We start from the raw sequence: 18678 nt of genomic DNA, 5'->3' as shown, positions 1-18678 counted from the left end.
CATCAGCCAAGCCGATCAAGCCTGCCGCGGTCAAGACCGAGCCGGTGAAGGTTGCTTCCAAGTCTGCCAAGGCGCCAGCGCCGAAGGCAGCGGCAAAGCCTGCAGCCGCGGCTCCAAAGGCTGCTGCCAAGCCGGCAAAGGCCGAGGCTCCGAAGGCAGCCAAGGCGGCTCCTGCTGCGGCCAAGGCATCGCCGAAACCCGCGCCAGCAGCCAAGGGCGCAGCCGCAAAACATAAGGCGGCTGGCAAGGCGCCCGCAGCCAAGGCTCCGGCTGCCAAGACGATCGCCAATGTGCTCGCCGCTCCGCGCGGTGGGGTGCCGGACCGGCTGATCCTGATCAAGGGCATCGGACCGGTGAACGAAAAGAAGCTCAACGAGCACGGCATCTTCCATTTCGACCAGGTGGCGGCGTGGAAGAAGTCGGACATCGCGGCGGCGGAGGCCTATCTCGCCTTCGACGGCCGGATCGAGCGTGAAGACTGGGTGGGGCAGGCCAAGGCGCTGGCGCGTGAAGCGGCCAAGCCGGCGAAAGCCAAGCGCGGAGGTGGCAAGTGACGGCGGGTAAGAGCTTGCTCGACATCAGGGGTGTCGAGACCTACTACGGCAACATCCGTGCGCTTAACGGCGTCGACGTTACGGTCAACGAGGGCGAGATCGTCGCCTTGATCGGCGCCAACGGCGCCGGCAAGTCGACGCTCATGATGACCATCTTCGGCACGCCCCGGGCGCGCCGTGGCACCATCACCTTCGGCGGCACTGACATCACCGATCTGCCGACGCACGAGATCGCCCGGCTGCGCATCGCGCAGTCGCCGGAGGGACGGCGCATTTTTCCACGCATGACGGTGATGGAAAACCTGCAGATGGGCGCCAGCCTCGACAACCTCAAATTCTTCGATGAGGACGTCGAGAAGGTGTTCGCGCTGTTCCCCCGGCTCAAGGAGCGCATCGCCCAGCGTGGCGGCACGCTGTCCGGCGGCGAGCAGCAGATGCTGTCCATCGGCCGTGCGCTGATGGCACGGCCCAAGCTGCTCCTGCTCGACGAGCCGTCGCTGGGTCTGGCACCGCTGATCGTCAAGCAGATCTTCGACGCCATCCGCGAGCTCAATCGCACCCAGGGCCTGACCGTCTTCCTCGTCGAGCAGAACGCCTTCGGGGCGCTCAAGCTCGCGACGCGCGGCTACGTCATGGTCAATGGCGTCGTCACGATGAGCGGTACCGGCAAGGACCTGCTCGCCGATCCCGAGGTTCGCGCCGCCTATCTCGAAGGCGGGCGTCACTAGGAGGTTCCATCATGCAGGGCATTCTCTACGAGGAACCCTCGATCTGGCAGTTCTTCTTCGTCACCTGCCTGCTCGGCGGCTGGGCGGCCTGGATGACCGGCCGTGCCTGCGCCCAGACATGGCGCAGCTACGGCCAGCTGGTGCTTTACATCCTGGGACTTGGCATCGCGGTGCGCTTCATCCACCACGCCTTGTTCGATGGCACGATGTTCACGCTGCAATATTACATTGTCGACACTATCGTGCTGATGGCGTTCGCATTCCTTGGATATAAATACACCCGCACCAACCAGATGGTGACGCAATACAACTGGCTTTATGAAAAGGTATCGCCGCTTTCTTGGAGATCGAAGTCCTGAGCGTCAGAACTTCAATATCGGCGCCGATTCGCCAATGAATCGGCGTGACAACTGCCGGAAAATCGGCAAACTCACCTTTCTGCGATATGGGTGGGCATCGCACGAAAGAAACTCCACGCCCACTCAATTAATGGGAGTGTTTCTATGAAAAAGTCACTTTTGTCGGCTGTTGCACTGACCGCGCTCGTGGCGTTCAGCGGCAGCGCATGGGCCGATATCCTGGTCGGCGTCGCCGGTCCGATCACCGGCCCGAACGCGGCCTTTGGCGCACAGCTCCAGAAGGGCGCTGAACAGGCGGTCGCCGACATCAACGCGGCCGGCGGCATCAACGGCGAGCAGATCAAGCTTGTCGTCGGCGACGACGTCTCGGATCCGAAGCAGGGCATCTCGGTTGCCAACAAGTTCGTCGCTGACGGCGTCAAGTTCGTGGTCGGCCACTTCAACTCGGGCGTTTCGATCCCGGCCTCGGAAGTCTACGCCGAGAACGGCATCCTCGAAGTCACCCCGGCGGCAACCAACCCGACCTTCACCGAGCGTGGCCTGTGGAACGTGTTCCGCACCTGCGGCCGCGACGACCAGCAGGGCGGCATTGCCGGCGCCTATCTGGCGGAGAAGTTCAAGGACGCCAAGATCGCCGTCATCCACGACAAGACGCCTTACGGCCAGGGCCTCGCTGACGAAACCAAGAAGGCGATGAACGCCGCCGGCGTCACCGAAGTCATGTATGAAGGCGTCAACATCGGCGACAAGGACTTCTCGGCGCTCATCGCCAAGATGAAGGAAGCCGGCGTTTCGATCATCTACTGGGGCGGCCTTCACACCGAAGCCGGCCTGATCATCCGCCAGTCGGCTGACCAGGGTCTCAAGGCAACGCTCGTTTCGGGTGACGGCATCGTCTCCAACGAACTCGCCTCGATCGCTGGCGACGCCGTTGCCGGCACGCTCAACACCTTCGGTCCGGACCCGCGCCTGATCCCCGAGAACAAGGATCTGGTCGAGAAGTTCCGCGCCGCTGGCTTCGAGCCGGAAGCCTACACGCTCTACTCCTACGCCGCGATGCAGTCGATCGCAGCGGCCGCAACTGCCGCCGGTTCGACCGACACGCAGGAAGTGGCCAAGGCTCTCAAGGAGAAGGGCCCGTTCAAGACGGCGCTCGGCGACATCTCCTTCGACGAGAAGGGCGATCCGAAGCTTCCCGGCTACGTCATGTACGAGTGGCAGAAGGGTGCCGACGGCAAGTACACCTACGTGCAGCAGAAGTAATTCTCCAGCACAGCTGACCAAGGAATGCCCGGCGCTTTGCGTCGGGCATTTTTTATGGCCGTGGAAAAAATGGCCATCTGACGCTACGGAAATTAAATCGATTTAAGAGGGTGTGATTTCGGTTGCACCGCAGCATTTTCCCGCTAATCATTCGCGGCCTCTTAAATATCCGGTTTCTGGAGTGTTTTCGTGCCGATCAGCAAGATCCTCGTCGCCAACCGATCCGAAATTGCCATTCGCGTTTTCCGCGCGGCCAACGAGCTGGGCATCAAAACCGTGGCGATCTGGGCGGAAGAGGACAAATACTCGCTGCATCGGTTCAAGTCTGACGAAAGCTATCAGGTCGGCCGCGGCCCCTGGCTCGCCAAAGACATGGGACCGATCGAGAGCTACCTGTCGATCGACGAGATCATGCGCGTCGCCAAGCTGTCCGGCGCCGACGCCATTCACCCCGGCTACGGGCTCCTGTCGGAAAGCCCGGAATTCGCCGAGGCGTGCGCTGCCAACGGCATCACCTTCATCGGCCCGAAGCCGGAGACGATGCGCCGGCTCGGCAACAAGGTCGCCGCGCGCAACCTCGCCATCGAAGTGGGCGTGCCCGTGGTTCCGGCCACCAATCCGCTGCCCGACGACATGGAGGCGGTGAAGGCGCTGGCCGCCGAGATCGGCTACCCGGTCATGCTCAAGGCGTCGTGGGGCGGTGGCGGCCGCGGTATGCGCGCCATCCGCAGCGAGGGCGACCTCGTTCGTGAAGTGATGGAAGGCAAGCGCGAGGCCAAGGCTGCGTTCGGCAAGGATGAGGTCTATCTCGAGAAGCTGGTCGAGCGTGCGCGCCATGTCGAGGTGCAGATCCTCGGCGACACGCACGGCAATGCCGTCCATCTGTTCGAGCGCGATTGCTCGATCCAGCGGCGCAACCAGAAGGTCGTCGAGCGCGCGCCGGCACCCTACCTTTCCGACGCGCTGCGCGAGGAGCTCTGCGGCCATGCGCTGAAGATCGCCAAGGAAACCAGCTATATCGGCGCCGGCACGGTGGAGTTCCTGCAGGACGCCGATACCGGCAAATTCTACTTCATAGAGGTCAATCCGCGCATTCAGGTCGAGCACACCGTCACCGAGCAGGTGACCGGCATCGACATCGTCAAGGCGCAAATCCACATCCTCGACGGCGCTGCGATCGGCACGCCGGAATCGGGCGTGCCTGTCCAGGCCGACATCAGGCTTAACGGCCACGCGCTCCAGTGCCGCATCACCACCGAAGATCCCGAGCAGAACTTCATCCCCGACTATGGCCGCATCACCGCCTATCGCGGGGCGACCGGCTTCGGCATCCGGCTCGACGGCGGCACGGCCTATTCGGGCGCGGTCATCACCCGCTTCTACGATCCGCTGCTCGAGAAGGTCACGGCCTGGGCACCGACGCCGCACGAGACGATCGCGCGCATGCACCGGGCGCTGCGCGAGTTCCGCATCCGCGGCGTTGCAACCAACCTGACCTTTCTCGAAGCGATCATCACGCACCCGGCGTTCCACGACAATTCCTACACCACCAGGTTCATCGATTCGACGCCGGAGCTGTTCGCCCAGGTCAAGCGCCAGGACCGCGCCACCAAGTTGCTCAACTATCTCGCCGACGTTACCGTCAACGGCCATCCGGAAACGCGTGGCCGCGCACTGCCCAATCCGGAAGCGGCTGCGCCGGTGGTGCCCTGGTTCACCGGCCCGGTTCCCGATGGCTCCAAGCAACGGCTCGACGATCTCGGTCCGGAGAAGTTTGCCGCATGGATGCGGGCGCAGAAGCAGGTGCTGATCACTGACACGACGATGCGCGACGGCCATCAGTCGCTGCTCGCCACCCGCGTCCGCACCCATGACATTGCCAGGATCGCCGGCACCTACGCACGGGCGCTGCCGCAGCTCCTGTCGCTCGAATGCTGGGGCGGGGCGACGTTCGACGTTGCCATGCGCTTCCTGACCGAAGATCCATGGGAGCGGCTCGACAAGGTGCGCCAGGCGGCACCGAACATCCTGCTGCAGATGCTGCTGCGCGGCGCCAACGGCGTCGGCTACACCAACTATCCCGACAATGTCGTGCAGCATTTCGTGCGCCAGGCGGCGGCCGGTGGCGTCGACCTGTTCCGGGTCTTCGACTGCCTGAACTGGGTCGACAACATGCGCGTGTCGATGGATGCCGTGGGCGCCGAGGGCAAGCTCTGCGAGGCGGCCATCTGCTATACCGGCGACATTCTCGACCCGAACCGCGCCAAGTACGACCTGAAATATTACGTCGGCTTGGCCAAGGAACTCGAAGCCGCCGGCGCCCACATCATCGCCGTCAAGGACATGGCCGGCCTGCTCAAGCCGGCGGCGGCACGCGTGTTGTTCAAGGCGCTGCGCGAGGCGACCGACCTGCCGATCCACTTCCATACCCACGACACGTCGGGCCTGTCGGCGGCAACCGTTCTGGCGGCTGTCGAGAGCGGCGTCGACGCCATCGACGCGGCGATGGACGCCTTCTCCGGCAACACCTCGCAGCCCTGCCTGGGCTCGATCGTCGAGGCGCTGCGCGGCTCGGATCGCGATCCGGGCCTGGCTCCGGAATGGATCCGCCGGATCTCGTTCTACTGGGAAGCGGTGCGCAACCAGTATGCCGCCTTCGAGAGCGACCTGAAGGGGCCGGCCTCCGAAGTCTATCTGCACGAGATGCCGGGCGGCCAGTTCACCAACCTCAAGGAGCAGGCACGCTCGCTCGGCCTGGAAACCCGCTGGCACGAGGTGGCGCAGGCCTATCACGACGTCAACCTGATGTTCGGCGACATCGTCAAGGTCACGCCGTCGTCGAAGGTCGTCGGCGACATGGCGCTGATGATGGTGAGCCAGGAACTCAGCGTTGCCGATGTCGAGAGCCCGGCCAAGGACATCGCCTTCCCGGATTCGGTGGTATCGATGCTGCGCGGCGACCTAGGCCAGTCGCCCGGCGGCTGGCCGGCAGCACTGCAGAAGAAGGTGCTGAAGGGCGAGAAGCCGATTACCGCGCGCCCCGGCTCGCTGCTCAAGGCTGCCGACCTCAAGGCCAACCGTAGCGACATCGAGACCAAGCTCGGCCGCAAGCTCTCGGAAAACGAGTTCGCCTCCTGGCTGATGTACCCGAAGGTGTTTTCGGACTTCGCCAACGCCCAGGAGACCTACGGTCCGGTCAGCGTGCTGCCGACACCGACCTATTTCTACGGCATGAAGCCGGAGGACGAGGTCTTCGTCGACATCGAGAAGGGCAAGACGCTGGTCATCCGCTGCCTTGCCGTCGGCGATGTCGACGAAAAGGGTATGGTGACGGTGTTCTTCGAACTCAACGGCCAGCCGCGCCGCGTCAAGGTGCCGGACCGGGCGCATGGCGCATCCGCTTCCAAGGCAAGGCGCAAGGCCGAACCGGGTAACGATGCCCATATCGGCGCGCCGATGCCCGGCGTGGTGTCGACGCTTGCGGTTGCGGCCGGCCAGCCGATCAAGGCCGGCGACGTGCTGCTGTCGATCGAGGCGATGAAGATGGAAACGGCGTTGCACGCCGAGCGCGACGGCACGATCGCCGAAGTGCTTGTGCGCGCCGGCGACCAGATCGACGCCAAGGACCTGCTCGTCGTCTATGGCTGACAAATGCAGGCCGGGGACGTTCGTCGCCCGGCCTGTCTCGCGTCCTAGTCTAGAACAACCCCTGGCCAGCGGCGGCCTCTTCCTTGACGCTGCGGCGGATCAGGCTCTTGAACATATAGCCGCGCTGGCCGTTGTAGACGACCGTGCACCAGTTGCAGCTTGTCTCGGCCTCGATGGCGGCATTGGCCGGTACCACGACGATCACATTGGCTTCATCGGCCGGGCCGTCGCGCAGGTTGGCGTATTTGGCGGCCTTGGCGGGGCTCAGTTCGGGCAGGGGAGGCTCGATGGCGCCCACCGCATTGGCATCGACCATGCCGGTCGATGCTTCGAGCATCGCTATTTCGGCTTCCGTTTCCGCGACCTGGACATCGAGCGATCCACGCAAGCCGTCAGGCGCAATCGACGCCGTGTCGGCGGTGTCGGGGGCCGCGGCCAAGCCCGCGTTGGCTACCGGGCCGCCACTGCGCTCGTCCGGGCCGGCCGCGCTGTCCGGCAGGTTGGCCGCGACAGGCGGCGAAGGACTGAAGTGGGCCTTGGGCGTTTCCCCTGAAATCGGCGGGGCCGCTGACAGTGCGGATTTCGCGGGCTGGCGAGGCTCGACGGCGGCAGCCGACTTCTCGTCACGCGCAACGGGCGGCGCGGCGCTTGCTGTTTGGGGCAACGTGACGCGTGGCGGTACGGCTGCCGTCTGGGTCGGGTCGGGCTCCGACGCGCCGATGATCAGGAAGCCGGCTAGCGCGACCGCCACAACGGTTGCGCCCGCAATCAGCGCGACGCCTGATCTGGACAGGTTTGGTCCCGGCAGGCTGGCGCCCGACTGTCGCAATTGTTCAACCAGGCGGCTTGATGTTCCGGCGCGCCGGAAAGCAAGGGTATTCATGGTACAACACTCCACAACGGTGCGACCCGGCGTCCAGCCGGCATCGACCCCCAACCCGCGCAAGCATGCATAGAGCGGAACCAAGCGCGCGAGCGGAGAGTGTTGCCTGTCCGCCGCCATTCCTCAGAGGTTCGCGTACAACGGCTATTGGACGGAATTCGGGCAATCGTTAACCTTGGTTAACCGGCTGGCCCAATGATTGCGCGCAGCTACGCCTTGATCTGTATCTAAATCGATTTAAAGATGACCACCGACGCAATCCTGCTGATGCTGCCCGGCGCGAGCGCGGTAACATTTCGAATCCTTCGGTCACGCCGACCTGAAATCGATTTCAGGCGCAGGACCCATGTGCTAGGAGACGCGGCGATGGACGCTCCCAACACCACCACCGCTAGCCGGGCCCGCTGGGCCGTAGCCGCCGCCTTCTTCATCAACGGTTTCATCACCGGAAGCTGGGCGCCGCAGATCCCGCTGCTGCTGACGCGGCTGGAGATCAGCGAGTTCGTGCTCGGCCTGCTGATCCTGGTGTTCGGTCTCGGCGCGCTGACGGCGATGCCCTTCTCCGGCTATCTGATGACCAAGCGCGGCTCGCGGCCGGTGGTGATCGGCTTTGCGTGGATCGTGGTCTTTGCCCTGCTGCTGGTGGTGCTGTCGCCAAATGTCTGGGTGGCGGCGGTGACCATGTTCATCTTCGGCGGTTCGATCGGCGCCATGGACGTGGCGATGAACGCGAATGCGGTTGCGGTTGAAAGAAAGCTGTCTCGCGCGATCATGTCGTCGTCGCATGGCTTCTGGAGCCTCGGCGGCTTTGCCGGAGGCGGACTTGGCGGTCTCTTCATCCTGAGTTTCGGCCATCTGCCGCATGCGATGTTCGTCACCGTTGCCGCTGCGGCGATGACGGCATTCGCCCTGCCTCACCTGATCGGCGAGGACAAGCCGGTGGCGCATGAGCACCATCATTTCCGCCTGCCGCGGCTGCCCACGATCTACCTCGTCGGCATCATGGCGCTGTTCTCGATGATCCCCGAAGGGGCGGTGCTCGACTGGGCCGCACTCTATCTCAAGCAGGAACTCGGCGCCGATATCGCCACTGCCGGTTTCGCCTTCGCTGCCTTCTCGGGCATCATGGCGCTGATGCGATTCCTCGGCGACGGCGTGCGCAATCGTTTCGGCGCGGTGACGACGCTGCGCGTCTCGGCGCTCATCGCGGCATGCGGCATGCTTGCCGCAGGCCTGGCGCCAAACCCGTGGGTGGCGATCGCGGCATTCGCCTTCTGCGGCCTGGGCGTCGCCAACATGGTGCCGATCGCCTTTTCCGCTGCCGGCAACCAGCCCGGCGTGCCGTCCAATATCGGCATGAGCGTCGTCACGACGATGGGCTATTCGGGCATCCTGGTTGCTCCCTCGGGGATCGGGTTCGTTGCCGGACATGTCGGCTTCGCGCCGGTCTTCGTGACGTTGTCGGGGTTGCTGGTGGTAGTCTGCCTTATGGCGGGGCTCGCCCGCCATGCCGATTTCAGGGCGATGCCTCATACTGCTCCGGCTGAATAGCCGTCGCGGCAACGCCGGTCGGCGCTATCAGACGCGGCCCATCAGCATCAGCACCAGAAGCACGACGAGCAAGACGCCGACAATGCCGGAGGGGCCGTAGCCCCAGCCGCGGGAATGGGGCCATGCGGGCACTGCGCCGAGCAGGATCAGGATCAGGATGATCAGAAGCAGCGTCGAAATGGTCATTGTCGTGCCTCGCAATATTCGTGTTGCATCAAGGCAGCAACGCAAAAGGCCGCCCGGTCGTTCCGGGCGGCCTTTTTCGATCCAGTTGTAGACTGGTTATTCGGCGGCCTTGGGGAAGGCCACTGCAGGTTCATCCTTGGAGTCCGCCGGCGCGGCAGTCCCCTTGGAAACACGATCCTTGCCCCATCTGAACAGCCTGCTGAACCAGCCGCGCTGGCCCGGCTTGCGTTTCTCGCGGGTAAACACCATCAGCATTGCCGGCGTCACCACCAGGGTGAGGACCGTGGCGAAGGACAGGCCGAAGACGATGGCCGACGACAGCGCGATCCACCACTGGGTCGACGGCGCATTGATCGTCGTCTCATGGTGGAAGATCTCCAGCCCAAGCCCGAAGGCGATGGGCAGAACGCCGAGGATCGCAGACAACGCCGTCAGCACAACCGGACGGGCACGCTCGCGGCAGGTCTGGAGCACGGCGTCGAGCTTGTTCCAGCCTTCGTCGCGCAACCTGTCATAGGTGTCGATCAGCACGATGTTGTTGTTCACCACCACGCCCGCCAGCGCGATCATGCCGATGCCGGACATGACGATGACGAAGGACTGGCCGGTCAACAGCATGCCGAGCAGCGCTCCCACCGTCGCCATGACAACGCAGGTCAGCACCAGGATGACGCTGGTGAACTTGTTGAACTGCGCCAGCAGCACGATGAAGATCAGGAAGATCGCCGCACCGAAGGCATTGCCGAGGAAGGCACTGGCCTCGGCACTGTCCTCGTTGGAGCCGGCCAGCTTCCAGTCGATGCCGGGCTGGGCCATCTGCTCGACCACCTTGCTGACCTCGGCCTGCACCGCAGCAACCTGATAACCGGAGGCGACGTTGCCCTGGATGGTGATCGTGCGCTTGGCGTCGACACGGTTCAGGACGCCGACGGTCTGCTCCGGCTTGCGCGAGACGAAGTTCGAGATCGGCACCGAACCCTGAGGGGTGACGATGCGCAGCTGGTCGAGCGCGGCAAGCGTGCGGCGGTCTTCCGGCAGGCGCAGCCGGATGTCGACAGCATCGTCGGCGCCGGCCGGGCGATAGTCGGTGAGCTTGAGACCGGTGGTCACCAGCTGCACGACGGTGCCGACCGCAGTCGGGCTGACGCCATACTGCGCGGCCTTGGAACGGTCGACTTCCAGCGCCCAGTCGATGCCGGGCGGGGGCAGGCCGTCGGAGATGTCGATGACGCCCGGTACCTTGGCGACCGCCGCGGCAACGTCCTTGGCGTAGTCGTTGAGGCCGGTCGGGTCGACGGCGGCGAGCTGGACCTGGATCGCCTTGCCGGTCGGCGGGCCCGCGTCTGGAACGCGGACTTCGACGTCGACGCCCGGAATGCCGGCCATCGTGGCGCGCAGTTCGTCGAGGATGACGTGCGCCGACTTGCGTTCGCGCCAGTCAACGAACTCGTACTGGATTACGCCGACGACGTCCTCGGGGATGTCCTGGCCGCCGCGGCTCTTGCCGGAGCGGGTGTATACCGACTTGATGCCAGGCCAGCCGAGGATCCGCTTTTCAGCCTCGAGCGTGGCGGCGTCCATCTCGTCGAGCGAGAGGTTGCCGCGCGCATGGACATAGAGCAGGCCATAGTCGGGCTCGACCGTCGGGAAGAACTCCACGCCGTTGCCGAACTTGACATAGGCATAGGTGCCGCCGGTCAGCAGCGCGACCGTCAGCACCAGCGCGGTGATCGGGTAGGTGACCGCCTTCTTGACGACGCCCATGTAGACGCCGTCCTTGAGGTCTTCTTCGTGATGCTTCGGTGCCTTGGCGAACAGGGCGCCGATTGTTGGCGCGAAGATCAGCGCGTAGGCCATCGACGCCGCAAGCGTGACGATCAGCGTGATCGGCAGGTACTTCATGAAGTCGCCGATGATGCCGGGCCAGAACAGCAGCGGCGAGAACGCCGCGATGCGGGTCATGGTGGCGGCGATGACCGGGCCGGCCATGCGCTTGGCGGCCAGCTCGAACGCTTCTTCCTTTGGCATGCCTTCGGACATGCGCCGTTCGGCAAACTCGGTCACGATGATCGCATCGTCGACCAGCATGCCGACGGCCAGGATCAGGCTGAACAGCACGATCATGTTGATCGTGTAGCCCATGAGCGCCAGAGCCAGGATGCCCATCAGGAAGGATGACGGGATGGCGAGGCCGATCAGCAGCGAAGCCCGGCCCGACAGCGCATAGAGGATGACGATGAAGACCAGGATGACGGCAATCAGGACGTGGTTCTGCAGGTCGTTCAGCAACTGGTTGACGAAGACCGACTTGTCCTGGGTGTAGGTGACCTTCATGCCTTCCGGCGCGGTCTTGACGAACGCGTCGGCGACGGCCTTTGCGCCGTCGATCGTCTCGACGATGTTGGCGCCGATGCGCTTCTTGACCTCGATCGCGATTGCCGGCTTGCCGTCGAGGCGGGTGATCGTCTCGGCGTCCTTGAAGGTCGAACGCACCGTGGCCAGGTCCTGGACGCGCACGACGGCATTCGGCGTCGCCACCACGGGCAGCCGCGCCACATCCTCCGGCGTTTCGATCAGCGCCGGCACCTTGACGGCGTACTTGCCTTCCGAGCCTTCGATGGCGCCAGCGGCGACGAGGCTGTTGGACTGGCTGATGCCCTGGATCATCTGGTCGAGCTGCAGGCCATAGGACGACAGCTTGACCGGATCAATGATCGCCTCGACGAGTTCGTCGCGCGAGCCCTGCAGCGTGCCTTCGAGCACACCGGGCACTTCCTCGATCTGGTCGCGCAGCCGCTTGGCGGCAGCAGTCAACGCCCGCTCGGGCACGTCGCCCGACAGGGTGACGACCAGGACCGGGAATTCCGACAGGTTCACCTCGTTGACCGTCGGCTCCTCGACGCCCGCCGGCAGGTCGCGCTTGGCGTCCTGCACCTTGTTGCGGGTGTCGATCAGCGCATCGCCCAGATCCACCGACGGGTCGAACTCGACGATGACGTTGGCGCCGCCCTGATAGGCGTTGGACCTCATCTCCTTGAGGCCCTTGAGGTTCTTGAGCTGTGACTCGACCGGTCTCAGCAGCAGGCGCTCGGCGTCCTCAGGCGAGATGCCCTGATAGACGAGGCTGACATACATGATGGGAATGGCGACGTCCGGCTCTGCTTCCTTCGGCACGGCGCGATACGCGAGCGTACCGGCGATGACGAGGAACAGCAGGACCGAAAGGGTCAGTCGCGCATTGCGGATCGCAAGCTTGACGATATCCATTTTTTACTGCGTCCCGGTCGCGTCTTCGGCGAGCTTCTTGAGCACGGCTTCGCTGGCCGGCTCGGCCTTCACCTCGTCGCCTTCCTTGACCAGATCCTGGCCGGCGATGATGATCTGTGCCGCGGCCGGAATGCCGCCGAGCACCAGCCCCTTCTGCGTGTCGTCGACAAGGTCGATCGGATAGAAGACCACCTTGGAGGCGGCGTCGATGGCGCGGATGCCGAGGTCGCCGTTTTCGCTCAGCGTCACCACCGAGCGCGGCAGCATCACCGCGTCCACCGGCTTGGCGCGCACGGTGATTTCGGCGGTCATGCCAGCGGGTATGGCGCCATCGGCGTTCGGGATGGCGATTTCAACCGGGAAGGTGCGGGTCTGGGACGTGGCGTCACGGCTGATGTAGCGCACCTTGCCCGTCACGACCTCGCCGTTGACCAGCTTGACTTCCGCCTCGTCGCCGATCTTGACGTAGCGCAGGTCGCGCTCGCTGATCTCGCCCTTGGCGAGGATCGGATCGAGGCTGAGGATCGTCGCCACTTCGCCGCCCTGGACGACCGACGAACCGAGCTCGACAGCGACACGGTCGACGACGCCGTCGAAAGGCGCCTTGATCTGGTTGCGCGACAGTTCGGCTTCGGCTGCCTGCAACTGCGACAGCGCGGTCTGGTAATTGGACCATGCGCCGTCGGCCTGCAGCTTGGCCACCGAACCGGCCTTCATCAGCTTCTGGGTCGCTTCCCATTCGGCCTTGCGCTGAGCGAGCACGGCCTTCGCCGTCTCGGCAGCCGCGGCCTTTTCCTCGGCGTCGAGCATCAGGACGAGATCGCCCTGCTTGATGTGGTCGCCCTGCCTGACCGGCAGTTCGGCGATGATGCCGGCGGCGCGCGTCGCCAGCGTCGCGCGCTTGTCGGCTTCGGTCTGGCCGGAGACGCGAATGGCGCGAGCATGGTCAAGGCGCGGCGGTGCCACCACCATCACGGTGCGCAGCGGTGCCTTGGGCTGTTCGGCCTGAGCCGGCTTTTCGTCAGGGGATGTCTGGGCGCTGCCTACCGACGAGAATTCGCCGGTGCCCATCCAGGCGGCGAATGCGACGAGCACGACCAAGGCTGCAAGCTTATGGAACCTAATCTTCGACATTGTCGTTTTCCGTTAAGGACGGCTACGGCTCACCGCCATCTTGCTTGGCGCGTCGTCCCGATATGGTAGCGCGCAATGCCGCATTCAATCCGCCACGGGGGCAAAGGGGCGGAAGGGCGTCTTCTACATCAAATGTGCATCGCAAAATAGTGATAAAAAGTAATGGAAATATCATCCTGACAAAACTGGCAGGATATGTCAGCACGCTGCGGTTGTTGCTGCCGAAAGCCCGCTTTTCGCGGCCTAGTTGTGTTTCCTGACGGCTGCCGGCCTCGTTCTTGTGGCCAGGAATTCACGCACGCGTCGGCCGACGGAGGGGCCGCGGAGCGGTTTGAAACCATCGTCGAGCTGCCCGGACAGGTCGAGCGTGGGGTGCTTGCCGACCGAATCAAAGTTGTCTTCGAGCCAGTCGCTGGCAGCGGTGCGGCCGAGGTCGCGCAGATATTCGAGGAACGCCCATTCGGCATTGATCTTGGACGAAGCCGACAGGTCCTTGAACGCCTCGTCGGCATCGATCCGGTGCATGCGGATGTCGCGGAATTCACCTTCCGGCAGGCGCCTGGCGGCGATCAGTTCCTTGACGAAGGCGATCGCCCGGAATTCGCGCAGCAGGCCGGCGTTGAAGGTGATCTCGTCGATGCGGTTCTGAATCTCGTTGGCGGTCTTGGGCGCCGCCTCGCGGACCACCGGGTTGATCTGGACCAGCAGCACGTCGTCGCTGTCGTTGGCCTTGAAGAACGGATAGATCGCCGGGTTGCCGCCGTAGCCGCCATCCCAGTAGGGCACGCCATTGATCTCGACGGCCTGGAAGATCTGCGGCAGGCAGGCCGATGCCATGACGGTGTCGAGGTCTATCTCGCCGTCGCTGAAGACGCGCAACTGGCCGGTCTCGACGTTGGTGGCCGAGATGAACAGGTCGATCGCCTTGCAGGCCCGCACGTTGCCAAAATCGATCTCCTGGGCAACGACGTCGCGCAGCGGGTTGAGGTTCAACGGGTTGGCGACATAGGGCGACAACACGCGCGACATGGTGTCGAACCAGATGTAGCCGGGCGTGTTCTCGACAGACCAGTTGCCCCACAACATGTCCCAGGGCGAGCGCTGGACCGGGCTGAAGCGACCCTTGCGAGCCACCGCGCGCCAGAAGTCGGCAAGCTTGGCGCGGGCGCCGTCGGCGCCGCCGCGCACCCAGCCGTCGGCTAGGGCCACCGCGTTCATCGCACCTGCGCTGGTGCCCGACACCGCCTTGATGTCGAGCCGTCCGTCTTCCAGCAGGCGATCGAGAACGCCCCAGGAAAAGGCCCCGTGCGAGCCGCCGCCCTGCAGGGCGACATTGATCGGCTTCTTCTCCTCCGCCTTGCCGTTTCCAGCCATGGCGGCCTGTTCCTTGCTGCCCGTCACTGCGCTGTCCAGCCGCCGTCCACGGAGATGTGGGTACCGTTTACCTGGGCTGCCGCCGGCGAGGCGAGGAAGACGGCCGTCGCGGCGATCTGCTCCACGGTGGCGAACTCCTTGGTCGGCTGGCGGTCGAGCATGACCTCGCGGATCACCGTCTCGCGGTCCATGTTGTGCGCCTTCATCTGGTCCGGGATCTGGACCTCGACCAGAGGGGTGAGCACATAGCCGGGGCAGATGGCGTTGCAGGTGATCTTCTCCCGCGCGACTTCGAGCGCGACGGTCTTGGTCAGGCCCATGATGCCGTGCTTGGCTGAGACGTAGGCCGACTTGTAGGCCGAGGCGACAAGGCCGTGGGCGGAGGCGACGTTGATAATGCGGCCGCCGCCGGCCTTCTTCATCAGGGGGATCGCTGCGGCAGTCGTGTGGAATGCCGAGGTCAGGTTGATGGCGATGATCGCATCCCATTTTTCACTCGGGAATTCGTCGACCGGCGCGACATGCTGGATGCCGGCATTGTTGACCAGAACGTCGACGGAGCCGAAGCGTTCGGCTGCCTTGGCGACGAGGTCGCGGCACTCCGCACCCTTGGACATGTCGGCCTTGATGTAGACGACAGCAGCCTTGTGTTCCTTGGCGAGCTTTTCCGCCAGCGCGTGGTCGGCTGGCGTATCCGAGAAGGAGTTGAGGACGACGTTCAAGCCGTCCCTGGCGAAAGCCTCGGCAATGGCGAGGCCGATGCCGGAGGTCGAGCCGGTGACGATGGCGGTTCTGGTCGTGGTCATGTCGAATGGGTCCTTCCGGAATGCCTATATTGCGATGCAACATATACGTGCTGTGCGGCGCAATAAAAGCATTGCCGCAGCACGGTTTCGTGAAATTGCGGGACGAGCGGCCCTTGGAACCCTACCAGTCGTCGTAGGCGGGGCACTCGGCCTGAGGCATTTTCGACAGCAGGAAACGGTTGTCGTCCGCGCCCGGCGTCAGCTCGAACGCATCGGCCTCATCCTCGCCGCAGTCGAGCGTCATGCGCAGGCGTCCCATTGCCTCGAGATCGACCAGCACCTTGTCGGCGCCGCTTCGCTTAACGATCACGCCGCCTCCGTCGCAGTCGACGCCACAGAAGATCGACTTGCCGTCCTTTGTCGCCCTGCATTCACCCATGGCGGTCAGGGGCCTGCCCTGTTGCGCGTCGCGCAGCTTGGCCAGAAGCTGGAAGTAGTAGTTGCGCTGGCCCTTGGGCGCGAACTCGTCCGGATCGTGTATGTAGTAGGCGATGTGGAACTGCATTTCCGTCACCTGCTGCTTCGGGTGGCTCTTCAGATGCGCGGCATCGTAGACACGGCTGAAGCAGGCGCGGGCGCCCGCCTGAGGCGGAATGAAATTGGCAAGCTCGCCCTCCTTGCCGGGCTCGATGGCCTGGGCAAGGGCCTGTCCGGCGACAAACAGGCCCACCGCAAGGGCGAGCGACAGTGCGGGTCCGCGAAGCATCATCGGCATGGCATCCCCCAATGGAATGGCCCATCATAGCCCAATCGCCGTTGCTGTTAAGCCGGTCGGCGAGGTCGAACCGGTCCTCCATGTTCGTTGACAAGGACAGTGCTGTTGGCCACTCATCGCGCCATGACCGACCAGAGCTACAGCGACCTGCGCCTTGCTTCCGTCTATGACGCCCTCAATCCTCCAGGCAGGGATACCGACTTCTATCTCGATGTCGCCGGCGAGAGGCCAAGGACCATTCTCGACATGGGATGCGGTACCGGCCTGCTCGCCGTCGAGTTCGCGCGCCGCGGCCACAAGGTGACCGGTGCCGATCCGGCCGCCGGCATGCTGGCCATCGCCCGTTCGCGACCCGGTGGCGACCTGGTCGACTGGATCGCAAGCGATGCTGCGGGCCTTGTGACGGAAACGCGCTTCGACCTGGTTGTCATGACCGGTCACGTGTTCCAGGTTTTCCTGACCGACGATGCCATCGCTGCGATGCTCGGCAATCTGCGCCGTCATCTCGCGCCGAACGGCCGGCTGGCGTTCGAGACCCGCAATCCGGCGGCGCGCGAATGGCAAGAATGGACGGCTGCGGAAACGTCCAAGCAGGTGGAGGTCGATGGCCTCGGGGCAGTGGCCGTGCACTATGACGTGACCTCGGTCGAAGGCCAGCTCGTCCGTTACGAGACGCATTTCGGATTTGCCGATGGCGACAGGGTGGTGACGCCGAGCATGCTGCGTTTCATCGAGCGCGACCAACTCGCGCAAGCGCTTGCCGGTGCAGGTTTCGCAAACGTCGACTGGTATGGCGATTGGGATCGCTCGCCCCTACATGCCGACAGCCCCGAAATCATCGTGATCGCAGGCTAGACAGCGTCGCCCTTGGCGGGCGCGACCTCCTGCGATATTGACATCGCAACCAGCGCGCGCCACCTCAGGCGCTGATACCTCGAGCTTAAAAAGGCCGTCCGATGACCGGCTACTTTTCTTCTCCGTTCCCCCGCCGCCAGTCGGTCGGTGTCAGCGTCGGCGGCGTGATCGTCGGCGGCGAGGCACCCGTCGTCGTGCAGTCGATGACCAACACCGACACCGCCGACATCGACAAGACTGTCGCGCAGGTGGCCGCCCTGCACCGCGCCGGCTCCGAGATCGTGCGCATCACCGTCGACCGCGACGAGAGCGCTGCCGCCGTGCCGCACATCCGCGACAGGCTGGCCCGCCTCGGCATCGACGTGCCGCTGGTCGGCGACTTCCACTACATCGGCCACAAGCTCCTGGCCGATCATCCGGCTTGTGCCGAGGCGCTTGCGAAATACCGCATCAATCCGGGCAATGTCGGCTTCAAGGACAAGAAGGACAAGCAGTTCGCCGACATCGTCGAGATGGCGATCCGCCACGACAAGCCGGTGCGCATCGGCGTCAACTGGGGTTCGCTCGACCAGGACCTCTTGACCAGGCTGATGGACGAGAACCAGGAAAAGGGTTCTCCGCTCACCGCCAACCAGGTGATGCGCGAGGCGATCGTGCAGTCGGCGCTGATCTCGGCCGATCTCGCCGAGGAAATCGGCTTGCCGCGCGACAAGATCATCCTGTCGGCCAAGGTCAGCCAGGTGCAGGACCTGATCGCCGTCTACACCATGCTTGCCGCCCGTTCTGACCATGCGCTGCATCTCGGCCTGACCGAGGCCGGCATGGGCTCCAAGGGTATCGTCGCCTCTTCGGCGGCCATGGGCATCCTCTTGCAGCAGGGCATCGGCGACACCATCCGCATCTCGCTGACGCCCGAGCCGAACGGCGACCGCACCCGCGAGGTGCAGGTGTCGCAGGAACTGCTCCAGACGATGGGCTTCCGCCAGTTCGTGCCGATCGTGGCGGCCTGCCCGGGCTGCGGGCGCACCACTTCGACCGTGTTCCAGGAACTGGCGCAGACCATCCAGGAAGACTTGCGCAAGAACATGCCGGTGTGGCGCGAGAAATACCCCGGCGTCGAGGAACTCAAGGTCGCGGTAATGGGCTGCATCGTCAACGGGCCCGGCGAATCCAAGCATGCCGACATCGGCATCTCGCTGCCCGGCACCGGCGAGACGCCATCCGCGCCCGTCTTCATCGACGGCAAGAAGGCGGCGACGCTGCGCGGGCCGTCGATCGCCGCCGATTTCGAGAAGATGGTTGCCGACTACATCGACCGGCGCTTCGGCGGCGGCAGGGCAGCCGCCGAATAGCGA

Annotated in this window: 14 protein-coding genes and 1 pseudogene; 8 read left to right on the top strand and 7 right to left on the bottom strand. The window is 64.4% G+C overall.

The window, feature by feature from the left end; all coding sequences use genetic code 11:
• Positions 1-281: 281 nt before the first annotated feature.
• From ASC75_RS26945 to pyc, 5 genes and pseudogenes are all read left to right on the top strand, one after another.
• Positions 282-554: pseudogene (locus ASC75_RS26945) on the top strand (ABC transporter); the annotation flags it as partial.
• Positions 551-1282 carry an ABC transporter ATP-binding protein gene (locus tag ASC75_RS11430; protein ID WP_055974718.1) on the top strand — a complete coding sequence of 244 codons (732 nt, stop codon included), beginning with the start codon at positions 551-553 and terminating at the stop codon, positions 1280-1282. The pseudogene ASC75_RS26945 and the gene ASC75_RS11430, both read left to right, overlap by 4 nt.
• An 11-nt stretch (positions 1283-1293) precedes the next feature.
• On the top strand, positions 1294-1641 hold the full coding sequence (locus ASC75_RS11425; RefSeq protein ID WP_055974715.1) for a DUF6867 family protein: 348 nt from the start codon (positions 1294-1296) through the stop codon (positions 1639-1641).
• Between the two features lie 144 nt (positions 1642-1785).
• On the top strand, positions 1786-2904 hold the full coding sequence (locus tag ASC75_RS11420) for a branched-chain amino acid ABC transporter substrate-binding protein (protein WP_055974711.1): 1119 nt from the start codon (positions 1786-1788) through the stop codon (positions 2902-2904).
• Between the two features lie 189 nt (positions 2905-3093).
• Complete coding sequence (pyc, locus tag ASC75_RS11415; RefSeq protein WP_055974709.1) at positions 3094-6552, top strand: pyruvate carboxylase; 3459 nt, start codon at positions 3094-3096, stop codon at positions 6550-6552.
• 49 nt (positions 6553-6601) lie between these two features.
• On the opposite strand, the gene ASC75_RS11410 is transcribed toward pyc, so the two are convergent.
• Positions 6602-7519, bottom strand: a complete 918-nt coding sequence (locus tag ASC75_RS11410) for an SH3 domain-containing protein (protein WP_162244915.1) — start codon at positions 7517-7519, stop codon at positions 6602-6604.
• A 282-nt stretch (positions 7520-7801) separates the two neighbouring features.
• Between ASC75_RS11410 and ASC75_RS11405 the strand changes: the two genes are divergently transcribed.
• On the top strand, positions 7802-8986 hold the full coding sequence (locus ASC75_RS11405) for an MFS transporter (RefSeq protein WP_055974704.1): 1185 nt from the start codon (positions 7802-7804) through the stop codon (positions 8984-8986).
• A 27-nt stretch (positions 8987-9013) separates the two neighbouring features.
• Here the strand turns inward: ASC75_RS11405 and ASC75_RS25430 are convergent, their stop codons facing one another.
• The 6 genes from ASC75_RS25430 to ASC75_RS11380 all read right to left on the bottom strand — a co-directional run bounded on the left by ASC75_RS25430 (position 9014) and on the right by ASC75_RS11380 (position 16468).
• A complete protein-coding gene (locus ASC75_RS25430; RefSeq protein WP_082496519.1) occupies positions 9014-9172 on the bottom strand; it encodes a DUF3309 family protein in 159 nt (52 codons plus the stop codon).
• A gap of 96 nt (positions 9173-9268) precedes the next feature.
• Positions 9269-12439 (bottom strand): efflux RND transporter permease subunit, encoded by a 3171-nt coding sequence (locus ASC75_RS11400; RefSeq protein ID WP_055974700.1) that lies wholly within the window; start codon positions 12437-12439, stop codon positions 9269-9271.
• 3 nt (positions 12440-12442) lie between these two features.
• Entirely contained in the window at positions 12443-13573 is a 1131-nt protein-coding gene (locus ASC75_RS11395) for an efflux RND transporter periplasmic adaptor subunit (RefSeq protein WP_156381205.1), read from the bottom strand.
• A gap of 243 nt (positions 13574-13816) precedes the next feature.
• Entirely contained in the window at positions 13817-14947 is a 1131-nt protein-coding gene (locus ASC75_RS11390) for a patatin-like phospholipase family protein (RefSeq protein ID WP_055975455.1), read from the bottom strand.
• 23 nt (positions 14948-14970) lie between these two features.
• Positions 14971-15753 carry a 3-hydroxybutyrate dehydrogenase gene (locus ASC75_RS11385; RefSeq protein ID WP_055974698.1) on the bottom strand — a complete coding sequence of 261 codons (783 nt, stop codon included), beginning with the start codon at positions 15751-15753 and terminating at the stop codon, positions 14971-14973.
• A 121-nt stretch (positions 15754-15874) separates the two neighbouring features.
• Positions 15875-16468: a hypothetical protein gene (locus ASC75_RS11380; protein ID WP_055974695.1), complete on the bottom strand. Its 594-nt coding sequence runs from the start codon at positions 16466-16468 to the stop codon at positions 15875-15877.
• 105 nt (positions 16469-16573) lie between these two features.
• On the opposite strand from ASC75_RS11380, the gene ASC75_RS11375 reads away from it, so the two are divergent.
• Both ASC75_RS11375 and ispG read left to right on the top strand, forming a co-directional pair.
• A complete protein-coding gene (locus ASC75_RS11375; protein WP_200943450.1) occupies positions 16574-17323 on the top strand; it encodes a class I SAM-dependent methyltransferase in 750 nt (249 codons plus the stop codon).
• 101 nt (positions 17324-17424) lie between these two features.
• Entirely contained in the window at positions 17425-18675 is a 1251-nt protein-coding gene (gene ispG / locus ASC75_RS11370; protein WP_055974689.1) for a flavodoxin-dependent (E)-4-hydroxy-3-methylbut-2-enyl-diphosphate synthase, read from the top strand.
• The last annotated feature ends 3 nt before the right edge of the window (positions 18676-18678 follow it).

This window comes from Aminobacter sp. DSM 101952, assembly GCF_001424795.1.
Classification (GTDB): Bacteria; Pseudomonadota; Alphaproteobacteria; order Rhizobiales; family Rhizobiaceae; genus Aminobacter; species Aminobacter aganoensis.
The sequence above is the reverse complement of the archived record's forward strand: the minus strand, read 5'-3'. Positions and strand labels throughout refer to the sequence as shown.

What these genes read in the sequence shown, in the direction of transcription:
- ASC75_RS11425 (WP_055974715.1), top strand. Translation starts at nt 1,294, where the DNA reads ATGCAGGGCATTCTCTACGAGGAACCCTCGATCTGGCAGTTCTTCTTC.
- ASC75_RS11420 (WP_055974711.1), top strand. Translation starts at nt 1,786, where the DNA reads ATGAAAAAGTCACTTTTGTCGGCTGTTGCACTGACCGCGCTCGTGGCG.
- ASC75_RS11405 (WP_055974704.1), top strand. Translation starts at nt 7,802, where the DNA reads ATGGACGCTCCCAACACCACCACCGCTAGCCGGGCCCGCTGGGCCGTA.
- ASC75_RS25430 (WP_082496519.1), bottom strand. Translation starts at nt 9,172, where the DNA reads ATGACCATTTCGACGCTGCTTCTGATCATCCTGATCCTGATCCTGCTC.
- ASC75_RS11400 (WP_055974700.1), bottom strand. Translation starts at nt 12,439, where the DNA reads ATGGATATCGTCAAGCTTGCGATCCGCAATGCGCGACTGACCCTTTCG.
- ASC75_RS11395 (WP_156381205.1), bottom strand. Translation starts at nt 13,573, where the DNA reads ATGTCGAAGATTAGGTTCCATAAGCTTGCAGCCTTGGTCGTGCTCGTC.
- ASC75_RS11390 (WP_055975455.1), bottom strand. Translation starts at nt 14,947, where the DNA reads ATGGCTGGAAACGGCAAGGCGGAGGAGAAGAAGCCGATCAATGTCGCC.
- ASC75_RS11385 (WP_055974698.1), bottom strand. Translation starts at nt 15,753, where the DNA reads ATGACCACGACCAGAACCGCCATCGTCACCGGCTCGACCTCCGGCATC.
- ASC75_RS11380 (WP_055974695.1), bottom strand. Translation starts at nt 16,468, where the DNA reads ATGCCGATGATGCTTCGCGGACCCGCACTGTCGCTCGCCCTTGCGGTG.
- ispG (WP_055974689.1), top strand. Translation starts at nt 17,425, where the DNA reads ATGACCGGCTACTTTTCTTCTCCGTTCCCCCGCCGCCAGTCGGTCGGT.